Here is a 12,092-nt window from a genome sequence, read left to right as displayed (position 1 = left end):
CGTTATGGAAAAACTAATTCGAAGAATCGGGCTGGTAGCACACGATGCTATGAAAAAAGACCTGATTGAATGGGTTCTTTGGAACTCGGAGTTATTGATGGGACATAAGTTTTATTGTACAGGTACCACCGGTACGCTGATACTGGAAGCATTGAAAGAGAAACATCCCGATGTGGAATGGGATTTTACCATTCTGAAGTCAGGTCCTTTGGGGGGTGACCAGCAGATGGGATCGCGTATTGTGGACGGAGAGATCGATTATCTTTTCTTCTTCACTGACCCGATGACCCTGCAACCGCACGACACGGATGTAAAGGCACTGACCCGTCTGGCAAGTGTAGAGAACATTGTTTTCTGCTGCAACCGTTCCACTGCCGATCATATTATTTCGAGTCCGCTCTTTGTTGATCCGGATTACGAACGGACACATCCGGACTACTCCGGCTATACGAAACGTTTCGAAAACAAACCGGTAGTTACCGAAGCGGTAGAATCGGTGAAGAAAAGAAAGAGAAAGAAATAAGAGCCTATTCGGCTGCAAGTATATTTCACTACAGAGTACACAGAGGGCACGGAGCTTTAATTATATAGAATTACTATATAATAACTCCGCGCCCTCTGTGTGTTCGGTGGTACATATACTTTGTGGCGTATCGGTTTTGCCTGTCGTTTATCTTTCTGTTTTTGTCAAGAGCAGATTTATGTATTGTTAACTTCCAAGCCTTCATCTTTCCCGCCGTTGATTATCAATAGGAGAAAAAAGATTATCTTCTGATGAAAAAACATTTTCATGCCGGGAAATGTGTCCCGACATACCGGGAAAAGTATCGGAAGCAACCGTCTGAATGAGTAAAACTCAGGCTCTAAATGGGGGGAACACCGGCTCTGCAGGCTTTAAACCAACGCTCTTCCGGAATTTTTTGATGCAGGTATAAAAAAATAGGGAGAAACATTTATTCCTCCCTATTACCGTATTTTAATTCGAATATACTTTATGATTACATAGGCAAAGATACTCTGTTTTCTTGCAGAAGTCAAGCTTTTGCCTGTTTTTATTTTTCCAATGATCCGGCCGGGAATATGTTTTCACTCATTATAATAGGTGCCCAACTGTTCTATTACCTTTTCCGGTTCGTCCGGGGCGGCTGCGTGTCGGATAGCTATTTTTCCTGTTTTATCAATAACTACAAAGCAGGGGATACTCAGTATTTGCCGTTCGTTTCCAAGTTCGGCATACAACGATTTTCCTAACTTTTCGTTTACCAATAAGTGATAGCCTTTCAGTTGGTGATATCCGATGGTTTTCTCCCATTTCTCCTTGTCCTGAGGGCGGTCTATTGAGATGTATAGGTACACAATGTCCATGTTATGTGTTTTTTCTTTGAGGGCGGGCAGGTATTGGAACTTTTTGATGCATGGGCCGCACCAGGTAGCCCATACGTCGATATATACCACTTTGCCTTTGAAGGGTTTTACCGCATCTTCCAGATTTTCAACTGTGGAGTCGCAAGGCAGAATGTGATAGTCCTTGTCGTCGATGCGGCTGTTTTGGAAGCGGAGGTTTTTATTAACGCCCGGTTCAAGAACAGATAGAAAGGGGCTGTTGGGGAATTCGGCCTTATATCTTTCGTATAGTTGGGGGATTGAGGGAGTGTTTCTTGTTTGAAATTCGTCTTCGTAGATAAGTAGCGCTTGTGCATATTGCAGATTGTCGCCTTTGAAGAATTTCCGGTAACGGTCGAAGCGAAAGGAGCAATAGTCCTTTATCTCTTCGGGTTTGCCGTTTTCCAGTTTTATGAATTGTGCGCCGATCAAGTCGTTTATAAAGAGTCCGATTCCTCGGTAGGAACGCAGATAATCACTGTCTACGGGTTGATTGATGATTTCTGCAAGTTCTTTGCGCCAATTTTCGGTAAAGTTTTCATTTTTCACCAGATACATTGCGACGTGCAGAAAGATAGACCGATGGGTGTAATCGATGTGTGCACGCTGCTCTGCGAGAAACTCTTTGTCGAGTCCGGAGGCATTTACAGAGTCGAGTGCCTGTTTCATCCTGGCATCTGCCAACTGATGATATTGTTCCAATGAAGTCACCCCTTCGAGTTCGTGAGGCTGCATGTATATCAGATTGTCGCTATATTGCTGATAGTCGTCCACCGCTTTCAGACATCGGTTGTAGACCCGGTTGGTGCCACTGAAGTTGATCGTGTTTTTGGCCACAGCGATAGTATCTTTGCTTCCCGGTGTCAGGTAGAGCGTGAAAGAATTATTCCCTTTGGCCCATACATGAATCGTAGTGGGACGGCTCACGCTGAATTCATGAACGAACTGCCCCTGAGGGTCAGCTTGTGCCTTAGTGCCCAAGGTAATGAAGAACAGGTGATCTTTTCCTGTAGGCCAGTAAGCGATTTCGTTGTCCGGGGTGGTCTTGACTACAATTGTCGCAGTTTGTTGTGCGCTGATTTCTCCCGTTAGCAACAACAGGAGGATTAATAAAAGGTTTTTCATCGTATTAGTATATTAATGTTGATTCAGTCTCTCGTGCAATGCATCTCTACTCCGGCAGAGTCGATGTCTGCTCCCATGGGCGGATTCCTTTTCGACAGTTTGATTTCTATCTCACTGATTTTCGGGAAGTCCCGGAAGAGTCTTTTCACGATTCGTCCGCAGGCGTGTTCCAGCAGTTTAGAGGGAATATCCATTTCTTCTTTCAGCGCGGCGTGTATGTCTGCATAGCTGACGGTATCTTCTACTTCATCCGTTTCGGTGGCTTTGCCAAAGTCGGTTTTCAACCTCAGGTTGATGATGAACTCGTTGCCAATCGCAGTCTCTTGTGGAGCTACTCCATGATAACTGTAGAAACGGACGTTTTCCAAAAAGATATAATAGTGGGTAGTCATAAATATAAAGATTGATATTGTCTTCTGGCAAAGATAAGATAATAAATGCAATTATGATTCCTGTTGTTGCGATTGCTTGGTTTTGATAAAGTCTTTTTGCGCCACAGCCTGCGGAATCAGTTTCAGAAATATGGGAGTTGCGGCAATGCAGATTGTCAGGGTGAGCAATAGCAAGACAATGGCTTGTCCCCATTCATTATGGATAAACCGGCTGACAACCGGATATTCGAAATGTAAAAGGGGGGCATGTATTCCCAATGTAATGACCGAGTAACGTCCCAGATAAGAGATGACAGGGAGCTTTTTAAACTTTTTGCAGAAAAGCATAATCATAAAGATGCCGGCAAACGCTGAGGCCCAGAACTGGAAAATGTTGCCTGCATAATTGTTGGTACGCATACCGACAAACGTGGCGGTGAAGTACATCACGACCAAGGCTGCCAGGATACATAGCGGAATCAGTTTGTCGAAACGGTGGGGAAAGAGGAAAAAGTTGTAACGGCGAATCCAGAATCCGGCCACATAGAAGGGCAGGGCGGTCATGGCTATGTCTATGTACAAGGGCAGTTCGATCTGGTGTTTACCCATATAGAATCCGGCGATTCCGATCAGGAGGGTGAGGGCAAACATTAAACCTAACTTCCGGTCGCGCAGGCTGTGGACCAGATAGAACAGGATATTGCAATTGAAAAGTGCCAGTAAAAACCAGATAGGAGGGTTGAACTTGATCAGGGCATGATCATGAAACACAACTAAAAGCTCTGTCCAACTGACCGGGAGTTGAAATACACCCGGAGCAATTTTCCATACAATATACTTCAGGAGGAATGCGCTGAGATAGAAAAAGAGGAAGGGGACGATCAATTTGTTTATCTTCCGGATGAAGAATCCGAAAAGCCCCTCGTACGACTTGAAGAAGATACCTGAGATAAAGAAATAAAGGGGCATACGAAAACTGGCGATCATCGAATGGTAATCGAGCTTTTCGAAAGCTCCACCGATGTGTGCCATCACCACCAGGATGATGCAGACTCCTTTCGTCAAGTCTACAAAATCAATTCGTTTGTTTTTGTCGTCTCCCATTCTGACTGTTTGTGCATTGGTGCAGCAAAGATACTGAATATTACTGAAAAGCAAGAGAGAAGAGCGAAAAACACACCGGTTCGCTCTTCTCTCTTTGTTCTTTTTCTTCCTTGGGAAACTGACGGATATTATTTTTCCGGATTTCTGCCGGTTTGCTTAACCAGTTCTCTGATTTTCTCATTCAGGCTTTCGGCTTTCATGAGCTGTTCCAGTGTCAGATGCATCCGGTAACGCCAGTAGTGACGGGGATTGGCAGGGACATTGATCCGTTCTTCCTGCACATTCGGGTTGCGCCATCTTCCGTCCATCGACAACCAATCTTGTAGTGACAGGATGCAAAGGATGGAGTTACTGTAGAGGTGGTTGCGGACCACTTCTTCACACAGTTCCGGTGTTGCTATGGCAGGGGCGGCACCATAATGCCCCAGCATCTGATTGTAGTAACGTTGAGTCTGTTGATAATCCTCTTCCCACCATCCGCGTAAAGTCGACATGTCATGGGTAGAGAATGTGCAAACCGAGCGATACGGGTATTCGCTCAGACGACCGAACTCTTCAGCCGGGTTCTTGGGCATCCGCTGGATTTCGAGACTCAGAATGCGTAGGTCGTTCATCACCCATGCCACGCAATCCGGTATCATTCCCAAATCTTCACCACATACCAGCATGCGGGTCGACTGAGTCAGTTGTGGCAGTTTCTTCATGGCTTGTTGTTGCCAGAAGTCATTATGGCGATGATAATAATACTGATCGTAAAGCCGGTTGAATGCTGCTTTCTCCCAATCGTTCAGGGCACGGTAGATGAAGTCGTGCTGTACTCCGATACGCGGATGAAAGAGGTTCGTGTCCTTACGGTCGGGCACAAACAGTACGTCACTTATCAAGGCGTACAATCCGTCTCTGATCCATATGCTGTCTTCATCGTTCTTGCCGGCAAAGAAAGCTTCCACTTTGCGTTGAGTGTCGAACTCTGGACGCATGCGGTACACTTCGTACGTGTCGGTCGGCTCAATAAAGGTTTGTTTGACGTAGTCGGTGTGGGGACCAAACACCTGTCCGAGGAAGTACTCGTGGATATAAGGCGTCAGGAATTCTTCGCGGAAAGGTAATCCGTAGCTTTCTATTTCTTCACGGCTCATGGGCAGTGCGGGAACAAACTGCCCCAGTAATCCATGCACGGCATTCATCGGGATTTCCCAAATGCGGAAAAATCCCAGAATGTGGTCGATGCGGTAAGCGTCGAAATACTCGGCCATCTTTTGGAAACGTTTCATCCACCATTTATAGCCATCCTTTTCCATTACGTCCCAATTGTAGGTGGGGAAACCCCAGTTCTGCCCGTTGACAGAAAAATCATCGGGTGGGGCACCGGCCTGTCCGTTGAGATTGAAATAATAGGGCTCTGTCCAGGCTTCCACACTGTTGCGGCTGATGCCGATAGGGATATCTCCCTTTAGTACCACTCCGTGCTCGCGGGCATAAGTGGTTGCTTCCAGCAGTTGTAAGTGGAGGTTGAACTGTATATAGAAATAGATGGCGATATTGGGGTAGACTTCCGTACCGGGACGGCAAAGCTCTTCAATCTCTTGTGCATTATATTCCGAATATTTAGGCCATTCGCGGAAGTTTGGTGTCCGGTATACGTCACGCAGATAACTGAAGGCAGCATAGGGTTGCAGCCATTCTTTGTTGGCCTCAAAGAAATCACGGAAGGCTTTCGAAGCCAATACTTTTTCTCCTTCTTGCTTGAATAGCTGATGGAAGTATTCCCATTTTCCCCGGTTCACTGCTTCGTAGTCGATGGCAGAAAGTGAATTCAACTCTTTTTGTTTTTGGTTGAAAGCGGTAGCGACTTCTTTATCTTTCAGGGTACCCATCTGTTTAAGGTCGGCATACATCGGGTGGAAAGCATAGATGGAAATACTATTGTAAGGGTAGGAATCTGTCCATGTATGGGTCATGGTGGTGTCATTGATCGGTAGGATCTGTACCACTTTCTGGTTGGTACTGACTGCCCAGTCCACCATTCGTTTCAGGTCTCCGAAGTCTCCTACACCGAAGCTTTTCTCCGATTTGAGTGAAAATACGGGGACGGCCACTCCTGCACCTTTCCAGGCCGGAACGTCAAAGTAGACATATCGGTCGGAAATAACCAGTGTTTCGTTTGCTTTAATCTCGGGGGCAGCCATGTAACGGTTAGGATTGTTTTCCCAAGCTTCAGCTTTCTTCTCTTCCTTATTATATAATACAAATTTGTACTCTAATGGAAATTCCAGTTTAGATACATCCAATTCGGCTTGCCATTCCGGAAAGTTGATGTCGCTCATAGGCCATGCTTTGTCCGGATTCCAGTTGCCAAGGACCTTCTGATTGCCACAGATGGCCAAACAGTAGTTGCCGTTGATGCGTGGAGCATAAGCCTTGATCATCAATCCTTTTTTGTAACTTTTGGGGGTTGCACTCCGGTCACGGTGTGCCAGAAGCGATTCGGTGAATGCCGAACTATAGAAATACTGCTGCTCCGGAAGGTTCTTCCAGCAATCATTGATGCGCAGACTTTTTTTGTCATCCGCAGGCAGGTAGACACGCCGGGGGAAAGAGTTCCATTCAGTACGGATGTTCTTATTGTCGCGATAAATGTGATAACTGTATTCTATAACTCCTTCTGCCGGTGATTGAAGAGCTATTTCACTGCTCCAATGGATACCGTCTACTGTGGTGAGGGAGATAGCTTTATCCGGATCATTGTTTCCAAGTTCGGGTACAGAACCTAATATTCTGACTTCTTCTCCCCAACTTGTGCGATACTCAATATGAAATGATACTATCATATATATTAGATTTAATTTTTGACTAATGATTTTGCAAGTATAGAAATATTCTACGTATGTCGTATCTTTACTTTCATCGAACTACTTTAAAATAGTATGCAAACGTTTGTGTTGTTTATGTTATTAAACATTGAAAGGAGCCAAGAGGCTCCTTTCAACGCTTTTGCTTATATATTAATCATTTACAGGTTTGTTTTTTATCCGCACCTGGATGCACCGCAAGTGGTACAGATGAGGCAACCTTCCTGATAAACCAATGTCTCATTTCCGCAGTTCGGACATTTTTTGCCTTTAGCTTCCGTTCCGTCCTGCACATATTTCTTCAGCGCACGTTCTACACCATTCTTCCAGGTATTGATGTTTTCGCTGTCCAATTGTAGCGAACCTACCAGTTTGATGACTTGTTCGATCGGCATTCTCCAGCGGAGCACACCTGAGATCAGTTTGGCATAGTTCCAATATTCTTTGTTGAACTTCTCGGACAGACCTTCGATTGTCATTTTGTATCCGCGTTTGTTTTCAAACTGGAAGTCGTAACGTTTGTTTCCGTTCTCATCGACATTCTTGATGATGCGTCCGGTATTTACACTTTTCGGAATAATGATTCCTTCGTCATCGTCTTGCAGACCGGTGAATATTTCGTAAGGTCTGCCGTCGAGCAGGCCGACCAAAGCTACCCATTTCTCTTTATTGTTCTGGAAACGCACAACATCAGCTTCAAGTACCGGCGGACGTACTTCGACTACCGTTGGCGGCTTGCAAGGAGGAAGCTCTTCTTTCTTGTCTTTGTCGGACTTCGCAGAGATAAGCACTCCTGAACGGGAACCGTCACGGTAAACCGTACAGCCTTTACAACCGGACTTCCATGCTTCGACATACAGGCGGTTCACCAGTTCTTCGTCTACATCGTTCGGCAGGTTAATGGTCACACTGATGGAGTGGTCCACCCATTTCTGGATTTTGCCTTGCATACGGACTTTCATCAACCAGTCTACGTCGTTTGAAGTTGCTTTATAATAAGGTGACTTGGCTACCAGTTCGTCCACCTCTTCCTGAGTATATCGTTTGGCGGGATCGTAACCGTTCGCTTCCATCCAGGTCACGAATTTGTGGTGGAACACGATGTATTCTTCAAAAGCGTCTCCGGTTTCGTCTACAAAGTCAACGCGTACGTTGGTGTCATTCGGGTTCACTTTTCTTCTGCGTTTATATACCGGGAGGAATACAGGCTCGATACCTGAGGTTGTCTGAGTCATCAGACTGGTTGTTCCGGTAGGAGCGATGGTCAGACACGCAATGTTACGGCGACCATATTTCTTCATGTCTTCGTACAATGCCGGATCAGCTTCGCGCAAACGGTTGATGAACGGGTTGTTCTTTTCTCTTTCCGTATCGTATACATCGAATGCACCACGCTCTTTGGCCATATCCACCGATGAACGGTAAGCACCCAGGGCTACGGCTTTGTGTACTTTCTCAGAGAAGTCAGTCGCTTCTTCTGTTCCATAACGCATTCCGAGTGCGGCGAGCATATCGCCTTCGGCAGTGATACCGACACCGGTACGTCTTCCCTGACCGCTCTTCTTATAAATCTTTTCCCACAAGCCGCGTTCAGTGTGTTTCACTTCTTCGTTTTCCGGATCCAGATCTATCTTCTCCATGATGCGTTCTATCTTTTCCAATTCCAGGTCGATGATATCATCCATGATGCGCTGAGCCAGTGCTACATGTTTATGGAAGAGCTCAAAGTCAAAGTAGGCATCTTTAGTGAATGGGTTGACTACATATGAATACAGATTGATGGCCAACAGGCGGCAAGAATCATAAGGGCACAAAGGAATTTCTCCACAAGGGTTTGTCGAAACCGTTTTATATCCCAAATCTGCATAACAGTCGGGCACTGATTCACGGATAATGGTATCCCAGAACAATACGCCCGGTTCAGCCGATTTCCATGCATTATGCACAATCTTCTTCCACAAGTTGGAAGCATCGATCTCTTTCACCGTAGTGGGATGGTCAGAGTCAATGGGGTATTGTTGGGTATACTTTCTGCCTTCTACAGCTGCTGCCATGAATGCATCATCCAGCTTTACTGAAACATTGGCACCTGTAACCTTGCCTTCTGTCATTTTTGCATCAATGAATGCTTCGGAATCCGGATGCTTGATCGATACACTGAGCATCAACGCACCGCGGCGTCCGTCTTGGGCAACTTCACGTGTAGAATTAGAATAACGTTCCATGAATGGGACCAGCCCGGTAGAAGTCAGGGCTGAGTTTTTCACAGGAGAACCTTTGGGGCGGATATGGGAGAGGTCATGACCTACACCTCCGCGTCTTTTCATTAGTTGCACCTGCTCTTCATCTATTTTGATGATAGCTCCGTATGAATCGGCAGAACCATCAATACCAATCACAAAGCAATTGGAAAGTGAAGCAACTTGATAATCGTTACCGATACCTGTCATCGGACTGCCTTGCGGCACGATATACTTAAAATGGTCAAAAAGCTCAAACAGCTGTTCGGAGCTTAGTGCGTTTGGGTACTTTGCCTCGATGCGGGCCACTTCGTTAGCAAGTCTCCAATGCATGTCCTTCGGTGATTTCTCGTAAATATTTCCGAAAGAGTCTTTTACTGCGTATTTGTTTACCCAAACTCGCGCAGCAAGTTCATCGCCCTGAAAATATCGTAAAGATTCTTCGTAGGCTTCCTCGTAAGAGTAAATTTGCTTTTCCACGATGCAATGTGTCTTAGATATCATTATTAATAAGTAAATATGTAGAAGCTTACTTATCATTAACAAACGTGCCTGCAAAGCTATGAATGTTTTTTGGTATATCAAAATAAAAACGAGATAATTTATTAACCGGTACTAAGTTATCCGTTTATAAATGATAAGCAATTGATAAACAAATGAATGATGGTTTTGTTCAGTGCCTGAAGTTTTCCAAAAAGAAAATTAATCTAAATTGGAAATGAGATAGAATGATTATTCTTTTTATATCTTTGCAGAAAAAAGATATGATGGATACAGTTAAGAACAGAAGAACTATCCGCAAATATCAGCAAAAAGATATTACGTCGGATTTGTTAAATGATTTGCTTGAAACTTCATTTCGTGCTTCTACGATGGGCGGAATGCAGCTTTATAGTGTGGTTGTCACTCGTGATGCCGAGAAAAAAGAAATACTTTCTCCGGCTCATTTTAACCAGCCGATGATAAAGTCTGCGCCGGTGGTGTTGACATTTTGCGCAGATTTCCGTCGTTTCTGCAAATATTGTCAGGAAAGGAATGCGGAACCGGGATATGATAATTTAATGTCTTTTTTGAATGCGGCTATGGATACTTTATTGGTTGCACAAACCTTTTGTACGCTTGCCGAAGAGGCCGGACTGGGTATTTGTTATTTGGGTACTACTACTTACAATCCTCAAATGATAATTGATGCTTTACACTTGCCGGAACTGGTATTTCCCATTACTACTGTAACAGTGGGATATCCGGCGGAATCTCCTAAACAAGTAGATCGTCTGCCTATAGAAGGTATCATACATGAAGAGAGTTATCACGATTATACAGCCGAAGATATAAACCGGCTGTATGCTTATAAGGAGTCCTTACCTGAGAATAAGCAGTTTATAGAGGAGAATCATAAGGAGACTTTGGCTCAAGTGTTTACAGATGTTCGTTATACAAAGAAGGATAATGAATTTATGTCTGAAAATCTGTTGAAAGTACTTCGCCAACAAGGCTTTATGAATGATGGGCAATAACTGGCGGTGATTAATAAACAGCGAACGATGAACAGCTTGCATGATTGGTTGCAAATGTTCATCGTTCACTGTTTATCGTTCACTGTTTATATTTCTTTTCTTTAGTAAAGTTTCTATGTTTTCCAGATCGGACCGGAAGCTTTTATCAACTTCGCACTGGCCTTTTACTGTTTTGCATGCATGTAATACGGTGGCATGATCTTTATTGCCTATGAATTTTCCGATTTTGGAAGTAGAGAAGTCTGTATGTGTCTTGGCTAAATACATGGCAACCTGACGTGCCTGTACCACTTCTCTTTTTCTTGATTTGGTGTGGATGGCTGATGATTCCAGGTCGAAATGTTTGCAGACCACATTAATGATATCATCGATGGTCACAGCTTTCGTTTCACTGCGGACTACTTTGCGGACAATGCGTTGTGCCAGATCCAAATCGATTTCTTTATTGTAAATAGTCGAGTGGGCCATGATAGAAATAACAATGCCTTCCAAATCACGCACGCTTTCGTTTACATTCTCGGCAATGTAGTCTATTACTTCAGAAGGGAACTGTAACCCATCCCTATGAATTTTATTTCTTAAAATGTTCTTTCTGAGTTCTACAGTCGGTTTTTCCAGTTCGGCTACCATACCCCATTTGAAGCGGGTTAACAGACGCTCTTCCATGCCTTGCAGTAATACGGGAGCACGGTCGGAAGTCAATATCAACTGTTTGCCGTTTTGGTGTAGGTGATTGAAGATATGGAAGAAAGTATTTTGTGTTTTGGTGACACCGGCAAATTCTTGAATATCATCAATGATCAGTACATCGATTGTCTGGTAGAAGTTGATAAAATCATTCGTTGTATTATTGCGCACAGAATCGGTGTACTGTACCTGAAATAAATGTGCTGAAACGTAAAGCACTCTTTTGTCCGGATACAACTCTTTTATACGAGTTCCGATGGCGTTGGCCAAATGGGTTTTTCCTACTCCCGATGCTCCATGAAGAAACAACGGATTAAAGACCGTCTTGGCCGGATTTTCGGCAACGGCCTCGGCAACACTTCTTGAAAGTTTATTACTATAACCTTCAATAAAGGTTTCGAAATTATAGTTCGGATTTAGATGTGGGTCAAGGTCTTGGACAGCCGGAGCACGCAATAACCCCGGAGCTTTCCTTTCGTCAACCCGGGGGAGTCCGGACTGAGGGATAGCCGTAGAGCGGGTAGTAGACTCCTGGTTCACGGTTGTCCCTGAACTTTTGTCTACCAGCACATTGTACATCAACTTAGTGCCGTCTCCTATAACCTTATATAACGTCTTACGTAGCAAGTCCACAAATTTATCTTCCAGAAATTCATAGAAAAACTGGCTGGGAACTTGTACGATTAACGTTTTGTCCTCATATTTTAAAGGAACAATGGGAACAAACCATGTTTTGTATGTCGACTCAGGAACATTGTCTCTTATAATTTCAAGACAGCGGTTCCATAGGCCGACATGACTCGATTCACTCAT

The 12,092-nt window shown here is 44.4% G+C and carries 8 protein-coding genes; 2 read left to right on the top strand and 6 right to left on the bottom strand.

The genetic code is table 11. The features are described from left to right. Positions 1-4: 4 nt before the first annotated feature. Positions 5-523: a methylglyoxal synthase gene (locus DBK98_RS00040; RefSeq protein ID WP_005781440.1), complete on the top strand. Its 519-nt coding sequence runs from the start codon at positions 5-7 to the stop codon at positions 521-523. Between the two features lie 563 nt (positions 524-1,086). Here DBK98_RS00040 and DBK98_RS00035 read toward each other — a convergent pair. From DBK98_RS00035 to DBK98_RS00015, 5 genes are all read right to left on the bottom strand, one after another. Next, the gene (locus DBK98_RS00035) at positions 1,087-2,508 is read right to left on the bottom strand and encodes a TlpA disulfide reductase family protein (RefSeq protein WP_032536990.1); all 1,422 of its coding nucleotides are present in this window, start codon (positions 2,506-2,508) and stop codon (positions 1,087-1,089) included. 23 nt (positions 2,509-2,531) lie between these two features. Then, on the bottom strand, positions 2,532-2,900 hold the full coding sequence (gene folB / locus DBK98_RS00030; RefSeq protein ID WP_005781435.1) for a dihydroneopterin aldolase: 369 nt from the start codon (positions 2,898-2,900) through the stop codon (positions 2,532-2,534). Positions 2,901-2,951: 51 nt separating this feature from the next. Next, positions 2,952-3,983: an acyltransferase family protein gene (locus DBK98_RS00025; RefSeq protein ID WP_005781433.1), complete on the bottom strand. Its 1,032-nt coding sequence runs from the start codon at positions 3,981-3,983 to the stop codon at positions 2,952-2,954. A gap of 128 nt (positions 3,984-4,111) precedes the next feature. Further along, the gene (locus DBK98_RS00020; protein ID WP_032536991.1) at positions 4,112-6,814 is read right to left on the bottom strand and encodes a 4-alpha-glucanotransferase; all 2,703 of its coding nucleotides are present in this window, start codon (positions 6,812-6,814) and stop codon (positions 4,112-4,114) included. A gap of 197 nt (positions 6,815-7,011) precedes the next feature. Then, positions 7,012-9,555: an adenosylcobalamin-dependent ribonucleoside-diphosphate reductase gene (locus DBK98_RS00015; protein WP_005781427.1), complete on the bottom strand. Its 2,544-nt coding sequence runs from the start codon at positions 9,553-9,555 to the stop codon at positions 7,012-7,014. A 248-nt stretch (positions 9,556-9,803) separates the two neighbouring features. On the opposite strand from DBK98_RS00015, the gene DBK98_RS00010 reads away from it, so the two are divergent. Further along, positions 9,804-10,592, top strand: coding sequence for an NADPH-dependent oxidoreductase (locus DBK98_RS00010; protein WP_005808456.1), 789 nt, complete (start codon positions 9,804-9,806; stop codon positions 10,590-10,592). Positions 10,593-10,664: 72 nt separating this feature from the next. Here the strand turns inward: DBK98_RS00010 and dnaA are convergent, their stop codons facing one another. Next, a complete protein-coding gene (dnaA, locus tag DBK98_RS00005) occupies positions 10,665-12,092 on the bottom strand; it encodes a chromosomal replication initiator protein DnaA (RefSeq protein ID WP_005781424.1) in 1,428 nt (475 codons plus the stop codon).

The sequence above is a fragment of the Bacteroides sp. PHL 2737 genome (genome assembly GCF_004115325.2).
Taxonomy (GTDB): domain Bacteria; phylum Bacteroidota; class Bacteroidia; order Bacteroidales; family Bacteroidaceae; genus Bacteroides; species Bacteroides hominis.
The sequence above is the reverse complement of the archived record's forward strand: the minus strand, read 5'-3'. Positions and strand labels throughout refer to the sequence as shown.

Coding starts and splice junctions, on each gene's coding strand:
- dnaA (WP_005781424.1), bottom strand. CDS start 12,092: ATGAGTGAATCGAGTCATGTCGGCCTATGGAACCGCTGTCTTGAAATT.
- folB (WP_005781435.1), bottom strand. CDS start 2,900: ATGACTACCCACTATTATATCTTTTTGGAAAACGTCCGTTTCTACAGT.
- DBK98_RS00020 (WP_032536991.1), bottom strand. CDS start 6,814: ATGATAGTATCATTTCATATTGAGTATCGCACAAGTTGGGGAGAAGAA.
- DBK98_RS00025 (WP_005781433.1), bottom strand. CDS start 3,983: ATGGGAGACGACAAAAACAAACGAATTGATTTTGTAGACTTGACGAAA.
- DBK98_RS00010 (WP_005808456.1), top strand. CDS start 9,804: ATGATTATTCTTTTTATATCTTTGCAGAAAAAAGATATGATGGATACA.
- DBK98_RS00035 (WP_032536990.1), bottom strand. CDS start 2,508: ATGAAAAACCTTTTATTAATCCTCCTGTTGTTGCTAACGGGAGAAATC.
- DBK98_RS00040 (WP_005781440.1), top strand. CDS start 5: ATGGAAAAACTAATTCGAAGAATCGGGCTGGTAGCACACGATGCTATG.